This window comes from Pseudomonas sp. UYEF17, from assembly GCF_040546125.1.
GTDB lineage: Bacteria > Pseudomonadota > Gammaproteobacteria > Pseudomonadales > Pseudomonadaceae > Aquipseudomonas > Aquipseudomonas putida_Z.
In genome coordinates this window covers 31,471-50,132 of the sequence record NZ_JBEPNE010000012.1, presented here as the reverse complement: position 1 = coordinate 50,132, position 18,662 = coordinate 31,471, and the positions used below count along the sequence as shown (strand labels likewise).

Below are 18,662 nucleotides of genomic sequence, written 5' to 3'. Positions count from 1 at the left end.
TCATGGAGAACAATCAGCCCATCATCGTCAAGCGCGTCAAGCGCTTTGGCGGCGGCCATCACGGCGGCGCCTGGAAAATCGCCTTCGCCGACTTCGCCACGGCGATGATGGCGTTCTTCCTGGTGCTGTGGCTGTTGTCCACGGCCACACCGGAACAGAAGATCGCCATTGCCGGCTACTTCAAGGACCCGATCGGCTTCTCGGAAAGCGGAACGCCCTACGTCATCGACCTGGGCGGCTCGCCTCAGCTGGCACCGGAAAAGACCATCAACCCCGAAGCCAAGTCGGAGCCGACGCCTGATACCAGCATCCAGCTGGACAAGGACCAGGTGGAGACCATGGCCGAGCAGGTCGAGCGTGAGCGCCTGGAGTTGCTGCTGCAGGAACTGCAGAACAAGGTGGAAGAGAACCCGCAGCTGCAGAAGTTCAAGGACCAGATCCTGTTCGAGATCACCCAGGACGGCCTGCGCATCCAGATCATGGACGCCGAGAACCGGCCGATGTTCGACATTGGCAGCGCGCGCCTGCAGCCGTACTTCGAGGACATCCTGCTGGCCATGGCCGACACCATCAAGGCGGTGCCGAACAAGATCAGCATCAGTGGCCACACCGACGCCAAGCCTTATGCCGGCAGTGGCGAGTTCGGCAACTGGGAACTGTCTGCCAACCGCGCCAACGCCGCGCGCCGTGCACTCGTGGCCGGCGGCTACCCGGATGACCAGGTGGCGCGGGTGGTGGGTTATGCCTCGTCGTCGCTGTTCGATCGCAAGGACCCGTTCAACCCGGTCAACCGCCGCATCGACATCATCGTGCTGACCAAAAAGGCCCAGCGCAATATCGAAGGCGAACAGGGCGCGCCGGAAGCATCGGCTGCCGAGCCTGCGCCGCCGGCCGCTGCGGCACCGGCGGCGCCAGGGGAGGCCGGGCAGGCCCCCATGCAGCCTCGTGAACTGCGCCAGAAGCTGAACATCTTCGAAGAGGGGACACTGAAGATGGATGAGGCCAAGGACCAGTAGGTTCTTGGGGCGCCCTGCACGGTCCTTGTAGGAGCGGCCTTGTGTCGCGATAGGGCCGCAAGGCGGCCCCCGGATCTCTGCATTTTGGCAAAGATTGCTGGGGCCGCTCTGCGGCCCTATCGCGACACAAGGCCGCTCCTACAGGCGTGTGCTGCAGCTGAACCTCGCGCCCACAGGGGTTAGTAAGCGTCTTCCGGCAAACTGGCAATGATAGAGCGGTAGCTGTTCATCCGTTGCTGCTTGATACGCCCCTCGTCCAGCGCCTTGAGCAGCGCACAGCCCGGTTCGCGATCATGCTTGCAGTCGCGGAAGCGGCAGGTGCCGAACAGGTCGCGGAACTCGATGAAACCATCCTCCACATCACTGCGGCTGACATGACCCAGGCCGAACTCGCGGATGCCCGGCGAGTCGATCAGGTCGCCACCATTGGGGAAGTGGTACAACCGCGCGGTGGTGGTGGTGTGGGTGCCCTGGCCAGACCACTCCGACAGGTCGCCGACACGGGTGCCAGCGTCCGGCAGCAAGCTGTTGACCAACGACGACTTGCCCACCCCTGACTGGCCGACAAACACGCTGATGTGGCCGTCGAGCATCTGTTGCAGGCGTTGCATGCCGTCACCCTGGTGGGCCGAGACCTCCAGCAGCGGGTAGCCCAGCTCGCGGTAAACCTCCAGCAGCGCATGCAGGCCCGGGCCGTTCTCGTCGTTGATCAGGTCAGCCTTGTTCAGCAGCAGCAGCGGGCGAATGCCGGCGTGCTCCGCCGCCACCAGATAACGGTCGATGAGGTTGGGGTGCGGCTCGGGCGCGGGGGCGAAGACGATCACGATAAGGTCGACGTTGGCCGCCACCGGTTTCAGCTGGCCGTGGTTGTTTGGCCGGCACAGCTCGGTACTGCGCGGCATCTGCGCGACGATCACGCCAATGCCCTGGTTGCCCGAGCGCCATACCACGCGGTCGCCGGTAACCAACGCCGGCAGGTTGGCGCGCAAGTGGCAGCGGAACACCTGGCCTGCGGCTTCGCCGTCCTGGGCTTCCACTTCTACCTGCACACCGAAGTGCGCAATCACCAGGCCCAGTTGCTCCGGCCCCAGGTCGCCACCCTCCAGCTCCTGCAGCACGTGCTGTTCGCGTTTGGCCGCACGCGCGGCGCGCTCGTTCTGGATTTTTTCGATGCGCCAGTTCTGGCGGCGATTGAGCTGGCGTTTGGCCATGAAGATTCCGTGCGTGGGGGCAGGTTGAAAACGGCAGGCAGTTTAGCACGCCAGGCGCCGGACCATTTGGCTTACCTTCGCGCCGTGAATGGGCGTGCCTTGGCCACTACGCTACTATGACGGCCTATACGAGGAGCCCCCGCATGCAAAACCCACAGAACCTGATCTGGATCGATTTGGAAATGACTGGCCTGGATCCGGACAGCGACGTCATCATCGAGATGGCCACCATCGTCACCGACAGCGAACTGAACACCCTGGCCGAAGGGCCGGTGATCGCCATCCACCACAGTGACGAAGTGCTGGCGCGCATGGACGAGTGGAACACCCGCACCCATGGCGCTTCGGGCCTGACCCAGCGCGTACGCGAGAGCAAGGTCGACATGGCCGCAGCCGAGGCGCAGACCATTGCCTTCCTCGAGCAGTGGGTACCGAAAGGCAAGTCGCCGATCTGCGGCAACAGCATCTGCCAGGACCGCCGCTTCCTCTACCGGCACATGCGCAACCTGGAAAACTACTTCCACTACCGCAACCTGGATGTCTCGACCCTGAAGGAGCTGGCTGCACGCTGGGCGCCTGATGTGCGTGACAGCTTCAAGAAGGGCAACACCCACCTGGCGCTGGACGACATCCGCGAATCCATCGCCGAACTGCGCCACTATCGCGAGCACTTCATCAAGGTGTGAGCCGAAAAGGCGCAGATATTGTATCTGCGCCCTCTTTTGGTGCCATGGGCAACTGGTTAGACTGCGCGCCTTCTCGCCCGCCCGCACGGACCCCGCACCATGTTGTTGATGCTCTACCTCATCGCCATCACCGCCGAAGCCATGACCGGCGCGTTGTCTGCTGGCCGCCGCGGCATGGACTGGTTCGGCGTGGTGCTGATCGCCTGCGTCACCGCCCTGGGTGGCGGCTCGGTGCGTGACGTGCTGCTCGGGCATTACCCGCTGACTTGGGTGAAGCACCCGGAGTACCTGGTGCTGACCAGTTGTGCGGCGCTGCTGACCATCTTCATCGCACCGATGATGCGCCGCCTGCGCTCGCTGTTCCTGGTGCTCGATGCCCTGGGGCTGGTGGCCTTTACCCTGATCGGCTGCATGACCGCACTGGAGATGGGGCAGGGCATGCTGGTGGCGTCGATCAGCGGGGTGATCACCGGGGTATTTGGCGGGATCTTGCGGGATATCTTCTGTAACGACATTCCCCTGGTGTTCCGCCGCGAGCTGTACGCCAGCGTGTCGTTTGCCGCGGCTTGGTTCTACCTGGGCTGCGTGTATTTCAAGGTGCCGGCGGAACAGGCGATGTTACTGACCTTGTTTGGCGGGTTCCTGGTGCGGTTGCTGGCGATTCGGTTCCATTGGGAAATGCCCAAGTTCCACTACAACGACCAGCAGTAGCCTTGACATGCGCCCCCTGTGGGAGCGGGTTCACCCGCGAACACGGGCGCAGCCCGTGCCATCCACCGCGCGGGTAAACCCGCTTTCATAGAACTGTACATAACTCATTGAATTAGCAGGGACCCTGTGGGAGCGGCTTTAGCCGCGAACACCGGCGTAGCCGGTGCCATGCACCGCGTTGGATTCTTCGCGGCTAAAGCCGCTCCCACAGGGTACGAGGATCGCTTGCGAATTCAGTTATCTGTGCGACAACGCAGCCCAAAGGGCTGGGCAATCTCCCTCAGGGGGGCTACGAAATGCCGTGCTGCGCCAGCGCCCACTCCACATGCTCCCTCACCAGCTCCGAGGCATCCTCGCGCCGCGCCTTCAGCGCTTCGATCACCGGGATCGTCGAAGGCGCATTGCCAAGCCCCACCGCCAGGTTGCGCAACCAGCGCTCATACCCGGCCCGGCGCAATGGCCCGCCTTCGGTCTTGCGCAGGAAGGTCCTTTCATCCCACAGGAACATCTCCGCCAGCTCGGCATTCTCCAGCCTGTGCCGTGGCTGGAAGTCCTGTTCCTGGCTGTGCCTGGCAAAGCGGTTCCACGGGCAGACGATCTGGCAGTCATCGCAACCGAACACCCGGTTGCCCATCTTCGAACGCAACTCGACGGGGATCGGCCCCCGCAATTCGATGGTCAGGTAGGAGATGCAGCGCCGTGCATCCAGCACATACGGCCCGACGAAAGCCTGGGTCGGGCAGATGTCCAGGCAGGCCTGGCAGCGCCCGCAGTGTTCGCTGGTGGTGGCTTCGTCCACCGGCAGCGGCAGGTCGACGAACAGCTCGGCGAGGAAGAAGTAGCTGCCCGCCTTGCGGTTGAGCAGCAGGGTGTTCTTGCCGATCCAGCCCAGCCCGGCCTGCTCGGCCAGGGCCTTTTCCAGCACCGGAGCGCTGTCGACGAAGGCGCGGTAGCCGAATGGCCCGATGGCCTCCTGAATGCGATCGGCCAGGAACTGCACGCGCTTGCGCACCAGCTTGTGGTAATCCCGGCCCAGGGCGTAGCGCGATACGTAGGCTTTTTCCGGCTGTGCCAGGCGCTGCGCCATCTGCGTGTCGCCGGGCAGGTAGTCCATGCGCAGCGATACCACGCGTACAGTGCCGGGGATCAGTTGCTCGGGGTGCGCGCGCTTGCTGCCGTGGGCGCCCAGGTAATCCATCTCGCCCTGGTAGCCGGCGTCGAGCCAGCGCTGCAGGTGGTGTTCGTGTTCGCCAAGGTCGACCCCGGCGATGCCGACATGGGCAAAACCGAGTTCTTGGCCCCAAATCTTGATCGATTGGGCCAGTTGGGCGAGGTCAGGCGTACAGGCGGACATGGATGGGCAAGGCAATACGGGCTCAGGTGCGTATAATTCTGCCAGACATTGGAGCCTTTGACCCCATGCCGCAGAACAAACACCCCGGCCATACCCCTCAATTGCTCAGCAGCGTGACTGTGGCGCACCTGCCGGCACGGCATGCGCATGCCCATAAAGGCGACTTCGGCCATGTACTGGTGGTCGGTGGTGACCTCGGTACCGGCGGCGCCGTGCTGCTCAGTGCCGAGGCCGCCCTGCGCTGTGGCGCGGGGCTGGTCAGCGTGGCGACCCGGCCCGAGCATGTGGCCGCCAGCCTGGCGCGCCTGCCCGAGGTCATGTGCCTGGGCGCCACTTCGGCCAACCAGCTGATGGGCGTGCTGGAGCGCGCTTCGGTGCTGGTGGTCGGCCCTGGCCTGGGCCAGGCAGCCTGGGGCCGCAGTCTGCTGTCGGCGGTGGCCAATGCCGAGCGCCCGCAGGTGTGGGACGCCGATGCCCTGAATTTGCTGGCGCGCACCCCGCTGGCCCTGCCCAGTGGCAGTATTCTTACCCCGCACCCCGGGGAGGCGGCGCGGCTGCTGGGCATTTCCACCGAGGCTGTGCAGGCGGACCGCGCGGGCGCCGCACGCAAGCTGGCGCGCCGTTACAACAGCGTCTGCGTGCTCAAGGGGGCCGGCACTCTGGTGGCCGACCCAGCCGGGCAGCTGCTGCTGTGCGAACGTGGCCACCCGGCCATGGCCGGTGCCGGCCTGGGCGATGTGCTGACCGGTGTATTGGCGGCGCTGCTGGCCCAGGGCCTGGATGCCTGGCATGCCGCGGGGCTGGGGGTATGGCTGCACGCCTGTGCCGGCGAGCGTCTGGGCGTTAAAGGTAGAGGCCTGGCTGCCAGCGATCTGGCGCCGGTCATTCGTGAGTTGTTGGAGGAGCATTCTGCGTGTCTGGCTTAAACCTGTTTCTGGCCGATGAAGCGGCCACGGTCGAATTCGGCGCACAACTGGCCGGGGTGACCGGCGGTCACGGCGTGATTTTTCTGGAAGGTGACCTGGGCGCGGGCAAAACCACGCTGTCGCGTGGCCTGATTCGTGGCCTGGGCCATACTGGTGCAGTGAAAAGCCCGACCTTCACCGTGGTCGAGCCTTACGAGATCGGTGAGGTGCGGGCGTTCCATTTCGACCTGTATCGCCTGGTCGATCCGGAAGAGCTGGAGTTCATGGGCATTCGTGACTATTTCGAGGGCGACCCGCTGTGCCTGTTCGAGTGGCCACAAAAGGGTGCGGGCGTTTTGCCAAAGCCCGACCTGACCATTACCATAAGCCCCCAAGCGGGCGGACGCTCGCTGATCCTTTCGCCGCAGGGGGCTCGCGGCGAGGCCTGGTGCGTGGCACTGGCCGAACACTATAAACAGTAAGTGGGGTAGGTATGCGCATACGCGCACTGGTCGCCATCGTTGGGCTGCTGCTGACAACGGTGACCGTTGACGCTCTGGCCGTCACTCAAGTCAAGAGCATGCGCCTGTGGCGCGCGCCAGACAACACGCGGCTGGTCTTCGACCTGTCTGGCCCCGTGCAGCACAGCGTCTTCACCCTGAGCGCACCTGATCGCCTGGTTATCGACATCAATGGCGCGACCTTGGCCGCGCCACTGAACGTGGCTACCTCCAATACGCCGATCAGCAGCGTGCGTTCGGCTCAGCGCACCCCGACCGACCTGCGCGTGGTGGTCGACCTGAAAAAGTCGGTCACCCCAAAAAGCTTCACCCTGGCGCCCAACGCCCAGTACGGCAACCGCCTGGTGGTCGACCTGTACGACCAGGAGGCTGACGCCATTGCGGCCAGCGCGCCGGCGCCGGCCCCGACTCCGGCACCAACGCCTGCAACCACGCCGGCAGTGCCGGTGACCCCGGCCCAGCCTGCCATCAAGCTGCCGCCGGTTCCCAACGGCAAGCGTGACATCGTGGTTGCCATCGACGCCGGTCACGGCGGCGAAGACCCGGGTGCGTCCGGCTCGCGTGGCCAGCATGAAAAAGACATCGTGCTGCAGATCGCCAAGGAACTGCAGCGCCAGATCAACAGCGAAAAAGGCTTCCGGGCCGAGCTGACCCGTACCGGCGACTACTTCATCCCGCTGCGCAAGCGCACGGAAATCGCTCGCAAGAAGGGCGCCGACCTGTTCATCTCGATCCACGCCGACGCCGCGCCGTCCCGCGCCGCCTTTGGCGCCTCGGTGTTCGCCCTGTCCGACCGCGGCGCTACCTCCGAGACCGCGCGCTGGCTGGCCGACACGGAAAACCGTTCCGACCTGATCGGTGGTGCCGGTAACGTCAGCCTCGACGACAAGGACCGCATGCTGGCCGGCGTGCTGCTCGACCTGTCGATGACCGCCACGCTCAGCTCCAGCCTCAATGTGGGGCAGAAGGTGCTGGGCAACATGGGCCGCATTACCTCGCTGCACAAGCAGCGGGTGGAACAGGCCGGCTTCATGGTGCTGAAGTCGCCGGATATTCCGTCGATCCTCGTTGAAACCGGGTTCATCTCGAACAACAACGAAGCCGCCAAGCTGGCCACCGCCAGCCATCAGCAGGCCCTGGCCCGTTCGATCCACACCGGTGTGCGCCAGTACTTCCAGCAGAACCCGCCGCCTGGCACCTACATCGCCTGGCTGCGCGACACCGGCAAGATCGCCGCTGGCCCGCGTGAGCACACGGTACGCCCTGGCGAGACCCTGGCGATGCTTGCCGTGCGCTACCAGGTCAGCGTGACCAGCCTGCGCAGCACCAACAGCCTCAAGACCGATGAGCTGAAGGTCGGCCAGCGCCTCGATATCCCCGCTACCACGTTGGCCTCGCAATGAGTGGCGGTTCGCGCATCCAGCTGCTCAGCCCGCGGCTGGCCAACCAGATTGCCGCGGGTGAGGTTGTCGAGCGGCCGGCCTCTGTCGCCAAGGAGTTGCTTGAGAACAGCCTGGACTCCGGCGCGCGGCGTATCGACGTGGAAGTGGAGCAGGGCGGCGTCAAGCTGCTGCGGGTGCGTGACGATGGCAGCGGCATTTCCGCCGACGACCTGCCGCTGGCCCTGGCCCGTCACGCCACCAGCAAGATCCGCGAGCTGGAAGACCTGGAAGGGGTATTGAGCCTGGGCTTCCGTGGTGAGGCCCTGGCCTCTATCAGCTCGGTGGCGCGCCTGACCCTGACCTCGCGTACCGCCAGCGCTACCGAGGCCTGGCAGGTGGAAACCGAAGGCCGCGACATGACCCCGCGGGTGCAGCCGGCGGCGCACCCGGTGGGTACTTCGGTGGAAGTGCGCGACCTGTTCTTCAATACCCCGGCCCGGCGCAAGTTCCTCAAGGCCGAGAAAACCGAATTCGATCACCTGCAGGAAGTGATACGGCGCCTGGCGCTGGCGCGCTTCGATGTCGGCTTCCACCTGCGCCACAACGGCAAGAGCATCCTCAGCCTACACGAGGCCCACGATGAAACCGCCCGTGCGCGGCGGGTGGGTGCCATCTGCGGCCCGGGTTTCATGGAGCAGGCGCTGCCGATCGACGTGGAGCGCAATGGCCTGCGCCTGTGGGGCTGGGTCGGCCTGCCGACCTTCTCGCGCAGCCAGGCAGACCTGCAGTATTTCTTCGTCAACGGCCGTGCGGTGCGCGACAAGCTGGTCGCCCACGCCGTGCGCCAGGCCTACCGCGATGTGCTGTTCAATGGTCGGCACCCGACCTTCGTGCTGTTCCTGGAGCTGGAGCCCAACGGCGTCGACGTCAACGTGCACCCGACCAAGCACGAAGTGCGTTTCCGCGAGGGGCGCTCGGTGCACGACTTCCTGTATGGCACCCTGCATCGCGCCCTGGCCGATGTGCGCCCGGAAGACCAGTTGGCGGCGCCTGCTGCCGTGCCCGAAGTGGTCCGCCCCACGGGCCAGCAGGCCGGTGAGTTCGGCCCCCAGGGCGAAATGCGCCTGGCCTCGCCGGTGCTCGAGCAGCCGCGTGCCCCGCAGCAGTCGTTTTCCAGTGGCGGCAGTGGCGCGGGTTACCAGTACCAGTACACCCCGCGCCCCTCGCAGCCGCTACCAGCCGCCGAGGCACAGGCGGTTTATCGCGAGTTTTACAAACCGCTGGATGAAGGCGCGGCGCCGACGGCGTTGCCCGAAAGCCAGGGTGACATTCCCCCGCTGGGCTACGCGCTGGCGCAGCTCAAGGGCATCTATATCCTGGCAGAGAACGCCATCGGCCTGGTGCTGGTAGACATGCATGCGGCCCATGAGCGCATCATGTACGAGCGCCTGAAGGTAGCCATGGCCAGCGAAGGCCTCAGCGGCCAGCCGCTGCTGGTGCCCGAGACCCTTGCCTTGAGCCAGCGCGAAGCAGACTGCGCCGAAGAGCACGCGCAGTGGTTCCAGCGGCTGGGCTTCGAACTGCAGCGGCTGGGCCCCGAGACCCTGGCCATCCGCCAGATCCCGGCTTTGCTCAAGCAGGCCGAGGCCAACCGCCTGGTGCAGGATGTACTCGCCGACCTGATGGAATACGGCACCAGCGACCGTATCCAGGCGCACCTCAACGAGCTGCTCGGCACCATGGCCTGCCACGGCGCCGTGCGCGCCAACCGGCGCCTGGCGATCCCCGAGATGAACGCCCTGCTGCGTGACATGGAAAACACCGAGCGCAGCGGCCAGTGCAACCATGGTCGCCCCACCTGGACCCAGATGGGTCTGGATGACCTGGACAAACTCTTCCTGCGCGGTCGATGAAATGAGCGGCAAGCCCCCTGCAATATTCCTGATGGGCCCGACGGCGGCCGGCAAGACCGACCTGGCCATCGAGCTGACCAAAGTACTGCCGTGCGAGCTGATCAGCGTCGATTCGGCGCTGGTCTACCGCGGCATGGACATCGGTTCGGCCAAGCCGTCGAAAGAAATCCTCGCCGCTCACCCGCACCGGCTGATCGACATTCGCGACCCGGCCGAGAGCTATTCGGCTGCGCAGTTCCGTGCCGATGCCCTGGAGGCCATGGCCGAGATCACCGCGCGCGGCAAGATCCCGCTGCTGGTGGGCGGCACCATGCTCTATTACAAGGCGTTGATCGATGGCCTGGCCGACATGCCGGCGGCCGATGCCGCGGTGCGTGCCGAGCTGGAAGCCCAGGCCGAGGCGCTGGGCCTGGCCGAGTTGCACCGCCAGTTGGCCGAGGTTGACCCTGAGTCGGCGGCGCGCATCCACCCCAACGACCCGCAGCGGTTGATCCGGGCGTTGGAGGTGTACCGGGTGAGTGGCGAGAGCATGACGGCACATCGACAGCGTCAATTCGCGGAAAGTCGCGGCGCAGACGCAGGCGCTGGCGGACATTTGCCCTATACTGTCGCGAGTTTGGCGATTGCTCCTACAGATCGTCACATTTTGCATCAGCGAATTGCGTTACGATTTTCACAGATGCTGGAACAGGGCTTCGTCGATGAGGTCCGATCGCTACGAGCCAGAAGTGACTTGCACGCCGGGCTGCCGTCTATACGGGCAGTGGGGTATCGGCAGGTCTGGGATTACCTGGACGGCAAGCTGACTGAGAATGAGATGCGTGAACGCGGTATCATTGCCACCAGGCAGCTGGCCAAGCGGCAGTTCACCTGGTTGCGTGGCTGGCCCGAAGTACACTGGCTTGACAGCCTGGCCTGCGACAATCTGTCCCGCACCTTGAAATACCTTGGGGCCATCTCCATATTGAGCTGAGTCCCTGCTGATTGCCGTCTATTCTTGCGAAGGGGCGGCCTAATTTATCGATTTTCTTGATTTTCTATTATTTATCCTTACAGGAGTGCGGCATATGTCAAAAGGGCATTCGCTACAAGACCCTTACTTGAACACCTTGAGAAAAGAAAAGGTCCCGGTATCCATCTACCTGGTCAACGGCATCAAACTGCAGGGTTCGATCGAGTCCTTCGACCAGTTCGTGGTACTGCTGAAGAACACCGTCAGCCAGATGGTCTACAAGCACGCCATCTCGACCGTGGTTCCTGCCCGTCCGGTTCGTCTGCCAAGCCCGTCCGATTCCGAACACGGCGACAGCGAGCCAGGCAACGCCTGATAGGAGCCTGCATTGTTCTTTGAGCGCCACGGTGGTGGTGAGCGGGCGTTGCTCGTTCACTTGGAAGGTCAGAACCCTGAGGCGCGCGAAGACCCGCAGGAGTTCCAGGAGCTGGCATTGTCGGCCGGTGCCGACATCGTCTCGCTGGTCACGGTGGCAAGGCATCAGCCTTCCGCCAAATACCTGATTGGCAGTGGCAAGGTCGAAGAGTTGCACGACCTGGTCCATGCCGAACAGGTAGACCTGGTGATTTTCAATCACACCCTCACGCCCAGTCAGGAGCGCAACCTCGAACGTGTGTTCGAGTGTCGTGTGCTCGACCGTACCGGGCTGATCCTCGATATCTTCGCCCAACGGGCGCGTACCCATGAAGGCAAGCTGCAGGTCGAACTGGCCCAGCTCGAGCACATGAGCACGCGGCTGGTGCGCGGCTGGACCCACCTTGAGCGACAGAAGGGTGGTATCGGCCTGCGTGGCCCGGGTGAAACCCAGCTGGAAACCGACCGCCGCCTGTTGCGGGTGCGCATTCGCCAGATCAAGTCACGCCTGGAGAAGGTGCGCAGCCAGCGCGAGCAGGCGCGCCGTGGGCGCAAGCGTGCGGACATTCCGTCGGTATCGCTGGTGGGTTATACCAACGCCGGCAAGTCCACGCTGTTCAACGCCCTGACCGAATCCGAGGTGTATGCCGCGGACCAGCTGTTCGCCACCCTCGACCCGACCCTGCGCCGGCTCGAGCTGAACGACCTGGGGCCGATCGTGCTGGCCGACACCGTGGGCTTCATTCGCCACCTGCCGCACAAGCTGGTCGAGGCATTTCGGGCTACGCTCGAAGAGTCGAGCAACTCCGACTTGTTGCTGCATGTGATCGACGCCCATGAGCCGGAGCGCATGGAGCAGATCGAGCAGGTATTGGCGGTGTTGGGCGAGATTGGTGCCGAAGGGTTGCCGATCCTCGAGGTGTATAACAAACTCGACCTGCTCGAAGATGTCGAGCCGCAGATCCAGCGCAATGCCGATGGCAAGCCGGAACGGGTCTGGGTATCGGCACGCGATGGGCGTGGCCTGGAGCTGGTCGGCCAGGCGATTGCCGAGTTGCTGGGGGATGATCTGTTTGTCGGTACCCTGTGTCTGGAGCAGCGTTTTGCCCGCTTGCGCGCGCAATTCTTTGCCCTGGGTGCTGTGCAGAGTGAAGAGCATGATGAAGAAGGGCGCAGCCTGCTGAGCGTGCGACTGCCCATGGTCGAACTGAATCGCCTGGTCAGCCGCGAAGGCATGGAGCCGCAAGTGTTTGTCGAGCAACACACTTTGCAATAAATGCTCGTCGAGGTCGCCGGGCAGCAGTGACAGGCATTCTGTAGCATTGGACGGCGCGCCGTGGGCGCGTCTTTGCTTTATCAGATGGAGAGCGCTATGGCTTGGAACGAGCCGGGTGGCAACTCGAACAATCAGGATCCCTGGGGCGGTCGCCGGAATGGCGGTGGCGGCGGTGGTGACAAGAAAGGTCCACCGGACCTGGACGAGGCCTTCCGCAAATTGCAGGACAGCCTGAACGGCATGTTCGGCAGTGGCAAGAAACGTGGCGGCGGTGACCGCAATGTCGGCAAGGGCGGTGGCCTGGGCCTGCTGGGCATCGGCCTGGCGGTGCTGGCTGCTATCTGGCTGTACAGCGCCGTGTACGTGGTCGACGAGCAGGAGCAGGCCGTGGTGCTGCGCTTCGGCAAGTACTATGAGACGGTCGGTCCCGGCCTGAACATCTACTTCCCGCCGATCGATCGCAAGTACATGGAGAACGTCACGCGCGAGCGTGCCTACACCAAGCAGGGCCAGATGCTGACCGAAGACGAGAACATCGTCGAGGTACCGCTGACCGTCCAGTACAAGATCAGCAACCTGCAGGACTTCGTGCTCAACGTCGACCAGCCTGAGGTCAGCCTGCAGCACGCGACCGACAGTGCCTTGCGCCACGTGGTGGGTTCCACCTCGATGGACCAGGTGCTGACCGAAGGCCGCGAGCAGATGGCCGTGGATATCCGCGAACGCCTGCAGCGCTTCCTCGACACCTACCGCACCGGTATCAGCGTTACCCAGGTCAACGTGCAGAGCGCGGCAGCCCCGCGTGAAGTGCAGGAAGCCTTCGACGATGTGATCCGTGCCCGCGAAGACGAGCAGCGTGCCCGCAACCAGGCCGAGTCCTACGCCAATGGCGTGGTGCCGGAAGCCCGTGGTCAGGCCCAGCGCATCATCGAGGACGCCAACGGTTACCGCGACGAAGTCATCGCCCGCGCCAAGGGTGAGGCCGACCGCTTCACCAAGCTGGTCGCCGAGTACCGCAAGGCACCTGACGTGACCCGTCAGCGTCTGTACCTGGAGACCATGCAAGAGGTCTACAGCAATTCGAGCAAGGTCATGGTGGCGACCAAGGACGGGCAGAACAACCTGCTCTACCTGCCGCTGGACAAGATGGTCGAAGGCAGCCGCAACCCGTCCGCGCCGACCGCCAGCGTGTCGCCATCGGTCAACGATGCGGCCGCGCGTGCGGCGCAGGACCTGCAACAGCAACAGCAGCCGCTGCGCACTAGGGAGAGCCGCTGATGAGCAACAGATCGCTGATCGCCCTGATCGCCGCCGTGGTCCTGGCCATCGTGGCCTGGAACAGCTTCTACATCGTGTCCCAGACCGAGCGTGCGGTACTGCTGCGCTTCGGTAAGGTGGTCCAGGCGGATGTACAGCCGGGCATGCACGTGAAGATTCCGTACGTGAACCAGGTGCGCAAGTTCGACGCCCGCCTGATGACCCTCGACGCCCCGACCCAGCGGTTCCTGACCCTGGAGAAGAAAGCGGTGATGGTCGACGCCTACGCCAAGTGGCGCGTCAAGGACGCTGAACGCTTCTACACCGCCACGTCCGGCATGAAGCAGATCGCCGACGAGCGTCTGTCGCGTCGTCTGGAAAGCGGCCTGCGTGACCAGTTCGGTAAACGTACCCTGCACGAAGTGGTTTCCGGTGAACGTGACGCGCTGATGGCTGACATCACTGCATCGCTGAACCGCATGGCCGCCAAGGAGCTGGGTATCGAGGTGGTCGACGTGCGCGTCAAGGCCATCGACCTGCCGAAGGAAGTCAACCGCAGCGTGTTCGACCGCATGAGCACCGAGCGTGAGCGTGAAGCCCGCGAGCACCGCGCCAAGGGTAACGAGCTGGCTGAAGGTATCCGTGCCGATGCCGACCGTCAGCGCCGCGTATTGCTGGCTGAGGCCTATCGCGAAGCAGAGGAAACCCGCGGTGACGGCGACGCCCAGGCGGCCGCCATCTACGCCAAGGCCTACACCCAGGACGCTGATTTCTATGCGTTCTACCGTAGCCTGCAGGCATACCGCGAGAGCTTCTCGAGCAAGAGCGACGTGCTGGTCCTGGACCCGAAGAACGAGTTCTTCCGCTTCCTGGACAAGAGCAGGCCGTGATGCTCAGGCCCTGATTTTCATGCAGCGGCGCCCCGCCTGGCAGCTAAAACACCAGGCGGGGTGCATCCTGAATGAAAAGGGGTGTATGATGAGGCAGCCGGGAAATTTCCCGGCTTTTTTGCGTCTGCAAGGTTGATTGGCAAACCGCCAGTTGACGGTTTGGTCAGGTCGCAAGGCAATTCGAGGGTGTCGGGTACGGTGGCTGCGCTGGGATCAGTGCTGCCCGCTGCTGTGCGCGATACCGGCTTTACTGACGGCTAGCCTGCTGGCAAGCCGCCCGGACCAGAGGGGAAATGGCGTAATGGCAACGGTAGACCGCTGGCTGCTGCCAGATGGCATCGAGGAAGTACTGCCACCTGAGGCTGCGCGTATCGAGATCGCGCGCCGCCAGGTGTTGGACCTGTTCCAGAGTTGGGGCTACGAACTGGTCGTCACCCCGCATATCGAGTACCTGGAGTCGCTGCTCACCGGCGCCGGCCAGGACCTGGATCAGCGCACCTTCAAGGTGGTGGACCCGCAGTCCGGCCGCCTGATGGGCTTCCGCGCCGACTTCACCCCGCAGGTGGCACGTATCGACGCCCACACCCTGCGCCGTGAAGGCCCGAGCCGCCTGTGCTATGCCGGCAGCGTGCTGCACGCCCAGCCGCGTGCCCTGTCCACCTCGCGCAGCCCGATCCAGCTGGGTGCCGAGCTGTACGGCGACGCCAGCCCCACCAGCGATGTCGAAGTCATCAGCCTGATGCTCGCCACGCTGCAACTGACCGATGTGCCGGATGTGCACATGGACCTCGGCCACGTCGGTATCTACCGCGGCCTGGCCCGTGCTGCCGGCCTGTCCGGCGCGGTCGAGCAGCAGCTGTTCGACGCCCTGCAGCGCAAGGCCGTGGATGAAGTTCAGGTGCTGACCGCCGACCTGCCGAAGGACCTGGGCAACATGCTGCGCGCGCTGGTCGAGCTGTGCGGTGGCCGCGAAGTGCTGGCCGAAGCCCGCGTGCGCCTGGGCCGTGCCCCGGCCAGCGTGCTGGCGGCGCTGGACGACCTGCTGGCGATCGCCGATCGCCTGGCGTCGCGCTTCCCGGACCTGCCGCTGTACTTCGACCTCGGCGAGCTGCGCGGTTACCACTACCACACTGGCGTGGTGTTCGCCGTGTTCGTGCCGGGCGAAGGTCAATCGATCGCCCAGGGCGGGCGCTATGACGACATCGGCGCCGATTTCGGCCGGGCCCGCCCGGCCACCGGTTTCTCCACGGATTTGAAGACCCTGGTCACACTGGGGCGAGCGGAGGTCGTATTGCCAACTGGCGGCATCTGGATGCCGGACAGTGGCGACGCGGCCCTCTGGCAGCAAGTCTGCCAGTTGCGCAACGAGGGCCAGCGTGTGGTCCAGGCCCTGCCTGGCCAGCCGTTGAGTGCTGCTCTCGAGGCGGATTGTGATCGGCAATTGATTCAGCAAGACGGGCGCTGGCAGGTTCTGCCGCTGGCCCAGTGAGTTTCTGCGCCGGCAGTAGGCCGGCAACCAAGTTTGCGTGAATGAGGACCAATGTAATGGGTAAGAATGTCGTCGTCCTGGGCACCCAGTGGGGTGATGAGGGCAAAGGCAAGATCGTCGATCTGCTGACCGAACATGCTGCCGCCGTAGTGCGCTACCAGGGTGGCCACAACGCGGGTCACACCCTGGTGATCAACGGTGAAAAGACCGTTCTGCACCTGATTCCGTCCGGTATCCTGCGTGAAGGCGTACAGTGCCTGATCGGCAACGGTGTGGTCGTTGCCCCGGATGCCCTGATGCGTGAAATCACCAAGCTGGAAGAGAAGGGTGTACCGGTGCGCGAGCGCCTGCGCATCAGCCCGGCTGCGCCGCTGATCCTGTCGTACCACGTTGCCCTGGACCAGGCCCGTGAAAAAGCCCGTGGCGAAGCCAAGATCGGCACCACCGGCCGTGGTATCGGCCCAGCCTACGAAGACAAGGTCGCACGCCGCGGCCTGCGCGTGGGCGACCTGTTCCACCGCGAGCGTTTCGCTGCCAAGCTGGGCGAGCTGCTGGACTACCACAACTTCCAGCTGGTGAACTACTACAAAGAGCCGGCCATCGACTTCCAGCAGACCCTGGACGAATGCATGGCCTACGCCGAACAGCTCAAGCCGATGATGCTCGACGTCACCGCCGAGCTGCACAACCTGCGTCGCGCCGGCAAGGACATCATGTTCGAAGGTGCTCAGGGCTCGCTGCTGGACATCGACCACGGTACCTACCCGTACGTCACCAGCTCCAACACCACTGCTGGCGGTATCTCCACCGGTTCTGGCGTTGGCCCGATGTACCTGGACTACATCCTGGGTATCACCAAGGCCTACACCACTCGCGTAGGTTCCGGTCCGTTCCCGACCGAACTGTTCGACGAGACTGGCGCTACCCTGGCCAAGCGTGGTCATGAGTTCGGCTCCACCACCGGCCGTGCGCGCCGTTGCGGTTGGTTCGATGCCGTGATCCTGCGTCGCGCCATCGACGTCAACAGCATCTCGGGCATCTGCCTGACCAAGCTGGACGTACTGGATGGCCTGGAAACCATCAACATCTGCGTTGGCTACAAGAACGAGAACGGTGCCGTCATCGAAGCGCCTTCCGATGCCGACAGCTACATCGGCCTGGAGCCGGTGTACGAAGAGATGCCAGGCTGGAGCGAGTCGACCCTGGGCGTGAAAACCCTGGAAGAACTGCCAGCCAACGCTCGCGCCTACATCAAGCGCATCGAAGAGCTGATCGGCGCGCCGATCGACATCATCTCCACCGGCCCGGACCGCAACGAGACCATCGTTCTGCGTCATCCGTTCGCCTGATCTGCCTTCCAGGCTGATCTGACGCCGTGGCCCTGAAAGGGGCTGCGGCGTTTTCATTTGTGGGGTATGCCTGTCCCGGCCCTATCGCCGGCAAGCCAGCTCCCACAGTTACACCACAAGACATGTGGAGTACCTGTGGGAGCGGGCAAGCCCGCGAAGAGGCCAGTGCAGGAATACCCATTGCTGAACCTTGGCACTTATCCCTGCTGACCCCGGCACAACCCTTGCTGTAAGAAGTTTCTGAAGATGCCATCAAAATAGTGGCGCCAGAAAACACGAGGGTTACACCGTGTCTGCCATCCTCTCACTGTTACGAAGCCGCCTTTTGCGGCCTGTGTTTGTTGCCCTTGGTATCGCTCTTTTGGTGCAGGTGCTGGTCGCCGTTGCGCTTACCCGAAGCACGGTCACCGCCTTGGAAGCCGACCTGGGCGAACGCCTGGGCAATGACAGCCGCCAGCTCGCCAGTGAGCTGGAGCAAGCCGGGCAAGACGTGCGCTCAGGCCTCGACGGCCTCTCCAGCAGCACCCGCCAGCGCCTTAGCGCAGGTTTGTCGGCGCGCCTGCAAAGCGAGCAGCAGCAGCTGCGCAGCACGTTGGAAAAGAACCTCAAGGACTCTGCCAACGATATGGCCGAGCTGCTGGCGTCGGTCGCACCGCGGGCGATATGGGACAACGACGTGCCGGTGCTCTCCGACTTCGCTCGGCGTGCGCAGCGCAACCCTAACGTGCTGTTCGTGGTCTACGACGACGCCCAGGGCCAGCACCTGACTCGCTACCTGAACCGGCAAAACCCGATCAACCAGGCATTGATGGACAAGGGCCAGGGCGAACGTGCGCTGGACAAGGTGATCGACGCGGCCCGGCGCGACCCGGCGGTGTACTTCGTCGAGGCCTCGATCAACCCCAACGGTGCAGAAATCGGCAAGGTGGTGATGGGCGTTTCCACCGCCGGCATCGACCAGGAGCTCAAGGCCCTCGACCAGCGCTTCGCCGCCCTGATCGCCAGCGGCGAGCAACTGGTCGGCGACAGCCTGGTCGGTGCTGCAGCCGACAGTGGCAAGACCTTGCGCGAGCGCCTGGAAAAGGCGCAGGGCAGCGCAGTCGCGATGCAGGCCAATACCGCACAGACCGTGCGTGATGCTGCCGCCGAACTGCGCTGGCGTATCGGCCTGGGCCTGATGCTGGTCGGCCTGGGTGTGCTGGTGGTGGTGGCTGTGGTACTTGGTCGCCGAGTGCTGAGCAAGCTGCGCCTGCTGATTACCGCCCTCGATGACCTGGCGGCTGGCGAAGGCGACCTGACCAAGCGTGTGCCCCTCGACAGCCGCGACGAAATTGGC

General features: G+C 64.2%; 16 protein-coding genes and 1 pseudogene. 15 read left to right on the top strand and 2 right to left on the bottom strand.

Features of this window, described 5'->3' with window-relative positions; genetic code table 11:
• Nucleotides 1-2: 2 nt before the first annotated feature.
• A complete protein-coding gene (gene motB / locus ABIB24_RS17790) occupies nt 3-1,016 on the top strand; it encodes a flagellar motor protein MotB (protein WP_137162515.1) in 1,014 nt (337 codons plus the stop codon).
• Between the two features lie 179 nt (nt 1,017-1,195).
• On the opposite strand, the gene rsgA is transcribed toward motB, so the two are convergent.
• Nucleotides 1,196-2,227 (bottom strand): small ribosomal subunit biogenesis GTPase RsgA, encoded by a 1,032-nt coding sequence (gene rsgA / locus ABIB24_RS17785; protein ID WP_137162514.1) that lies wholly within the window; start codon nt 2,225-2,227, stop codon nt 1,196-1,198.
• Between the two features lie 143 nt (nt 2,228-2,370).
• Between rsgA and orn the strand changes: the two genes are divergently transcribed.
• Both orn and ABIB24_RS17775 read left to right on the top strand, forming a co-directional pair.
• Complete coding sequence (orn, locus tag ABIB24_RS17780) at nt 2,371-2,913, top strand: oligoribonuclease (RefSeq protein WP_025340831.1); 543 nt, start codon at nt 2,371-2,373, stop codon at nt 2,911-2,913.
• A 99-nt stretch (nt 2,914-3,012) separates the two neighbouring features.
• Nucleotides 3,013-3,624: a trimeric intracellular cation channel family protein gene (locus tag ABIB24_RS17775; RefSeq protein ID WP_013974442.1), complete on the top strand. Its 612-nt coding sequence runs from the start codon at nt 3,013-3,015 to the stop codon at nt 3,622-3,624.
• 289 nt (nt 3,625-3,913) lie between these two features.
• Here ABIB24_RS17775 and queG read toward each other — a convergent pair whose 3' ends face one another.
• Entirely contained in the window at nt 3,914-4,978 is a 1,065-nt protein-coding gene (gene queG, locus ABIB24_RS17770) for a tRNA epoxyqueuosine(34) reductase QueG (RefSeq protein ID WP_354316954.1), read from the bottom strand.
• Between the two features lie 65 nt (nt 4,979-5,043).
• Between queG and ABIB24_RS17765 the strand changes: the two genes are divergently transcribed.
• The 12 genes and pseudogenes from ABIB24_RS17765 to ABIB24_RS26905 all read left to right on the top strand — a co-directional run.
• On the top strand, nt 5,044-5,904 hold the full coding sequence (locus ABIB24_RS17765; protein WP_137162512.1) for an NAD(P)H-hydrate dehydratase: 861 nt from the start codon (nt 5,044-5,046) through the stop codon (nt 5,902-5,904).
• The gene (tsaE, locus tag ABIB24_RS17760; RefSeq protein WP_025340827.1) at nt 5,892-6,365 is read left to right on the top strand and encodes a tRNA (adenosine(37)-N6)-threonylcarbamoyltransferase complex ATPase subunit type 1 TsaE; all 474 of its coding nucleotides are present in this window, start codon (nt 5,892-5,894) and stop codon (nt 6,363-6,365) included. Before ABIB24_RS17765 ends, tsaE begins: the two co-directional genes overlap by 13 nt.
• A gap of 11 nt (nt 6,366-6,376) precedes the next feature.
• Nucleotides 6,377-7,807, top strand: coding sequence for an N-acetylmuramoyl-L-alanine amidase (locus tag ABIB24_RS17755; protein WP_075046528.1), 1,431 nt, complete (start codon nt 6,377-6,379; stop codon nt 7,805-7,807).
• Entirely contained in the window at nt 7,804-9,699 is a 1,896-nt protein-coding gene (gene mutL, locus ABIB24_RS17750) for a DNA mismatch repair endonuclease MutL (protein WP_025340825.1), read from the top strand. The genes ABIB24_RS17755 and mutL overlap by 4 nt, the downstream gene beginning before the upstream one ends.
• 1 nt (nt 9,700) lies before the next feature.
• Nucleotides 9,701-10,672: a tRNA (adenosine(37)-N6)-dimethylallyltransferase MiaA gene (gene miaA / locus ABIB24_RS17745; protein ID WP_013974436.1), complete on the top strand. Its 972-nt coding sequence runs from the start codon at nt 9,701-9,703 to the stop codon at nt 10,670-10,672.
• 94 nt (nt 10,673-10,766) lie between these two features.
• Entirely contained in the window at nt 10,767-11,027 is a 261-nt protein-coding gene (hfq, locus tag ABIB24_RS17740) for an RNA chaperone Hfq (protein WP_003258160.1), read from the top strand.
• 12 nt (nt 11,028-11,039) lie between these two features.
• Nucleotides 11,040-12,341 carry a ribosome rescue GTPase HflX gene (gene hflX / locus ABIB24_RS17735; protein ID WP_015272005.1) on the top strand — a complete coding sequence of 434 codons (1,302 nt, stop codon included), beginning with the start codon at nt 11,040-11,042 and terminating at the stop codon, nt 12,339-12,341.
• Between the two features lie 96 nt (nt 12,342-12,437).
• Nucleotides 12,438-13,619, top strand: coding sequence for an FtsH protease activity modulator HflK (gene hflK, locus ABIB24_RS17730; protein ID WP_025340824.1), 1,182 nt, complete (start codon nt 12,438-12,440; stop codon nt 13,617-13,619).
• Nucleotides 13,619-14,488 carry a protease modulator HflC gene (hflC, locus tag ABIB24_RS17725; protein ID WP_013974432.1) on the top strand — a complete coding sequence of 290 codons (870 nt, stop codon included), beginning with the start codon at nt 13,619-13,621 and terminating at the stop codon, nt 14,486-14,488. Before hflK ends, hflC begins: the two co-directional genes overlap by 1 nt.
• Before the next feature lie 301 nt (nt 14,489-14,789).
• On the top strand, nt 14,790-15,977 hold the full coding sequence (locus ABIB24_RS17720) for an ATP phosphoribosyltransferase regulatory subunit (RefSeq protein WP_013974431.1): 1,188 nt from the start codon (nt 14,790-14,792) through the stop codon (nt 15,975-15,977).
• Between the two features lie 56 nt (nt 15,978-16,033).
• Nucleotides 16,034-17,326, top strand: a complete 1,293-nt coding sequence (locus tag ABIB24_RS17715) for an adenylosuccinate synthase (RefSeq protein ID WP_137162510.1) — start codon at nt 16,034-16,036, stop codon at nt 17,324-17,326.
• 625 nt (nt 17,327-17,951) lie between these two features.
• Nucleotides 17,952-18,644, top strand: a pseudogene (locus ABIB24_RS26905) (methyl-accepting chemotaxis protein); the annotation flags it as partial.
• Between the last annotated feature and the right edge of the window lie 18 nt (nt 18,645-18,662).

Bases quoted from the DNA above. Each gene is read 5' to 3' on its own strand.
- motB (WP_137162515.1), top strand. From the start codon at position 3: ATGGAGAACAATCAGCCCATCATCGTCAAGCGCGTCAAGCGCTTTGGC.
- rsgA (WP_137162514.1), bottom strand. From the start codon at position 2,227: ATGGCCAAACGCCAGCTCAATCGCCGCCAGAACTGGCGCATCGAAAAA.
- orn (WP_025340831.1), top strand. From the start codon at position 2,371: ATGCAAAACCCACAGAACCTGATCTGGATCGATTTGGAAATGACTGGC.
- ABIB24_RS17775 (WP_013974442.1), top strand. From the start codon at position 3,013: ATGTTGTTGATGCTCTACCTCATCGCCATCACCGCCGAAGCCATGACC.
- queG (WP_354316954.1), bottom strand. From the start codon at position 4,978: ATGTCCGCCTGTACGCCTGACCTCGCCCAACTGGCCCAATCGATCAAG.
- ABIB24_RS17765 (WP_137162512.1), top strand. From the start codon at position 5,044: ATGCCGCAGAACAAACACCCCGGCCATACCCCTCAATTGCTCAGCAGC.
- ABIB24_RS17755 (WP_075046528.1), top strand. From the start codon at position 6,377: ATGCGCATACGCGCACTGGTCGCCATCGTTGGGCTGCTGCTGACAACG.
- mutL (WP_025340825.1), top strand. From the start codon at position 7,804: ATGAGTGGCGGTTCGCGCATCCAGCTGCTCAGCCCGCGGCTGGCCAAC.
- miaA (WP_013974436.1), top strand. From the start codon at position 9,701: ATGAGCGGCAAGCCCCCTGCAATATTCCTGATGGGCCCGACGGCGGCC.
- hfq (WP_003258160.1), top strand. From the start codon at position 10,767: ATGTCAAAAGGGCATTCGCTACAAGACCCTTACTTGAACACCTTGAGA.
- hflK (WP_025340824.1), top strand. From the start codon at position 12,438: ATGGCTTGGAACGAGCCGGGTGGCAACTCGAACAATCAGGATCCCTGG.
- hflC (WP_013974432.1), top strand. From the start codon at position 13,619: ATGAGCAACAGATCGCTGATCGCCCTGATCGCCGCCGTGGTCCTGGCC.
- ABIB24_RS17720 (WP_013974431.1), top strand. From the start codon at position 14,790: ATGGCAACGGTAGACCGCTGGCTGCTGCCAGATGGCATCGAGGAAGTA.
- ABIB24_RS17715 (WP_137162510.1), top strand. From the start codon at position 16,034: ATGGGTAAGAATGTCGTCGTCCTGGGCACCCAGTGGGGTGATGAGGGC.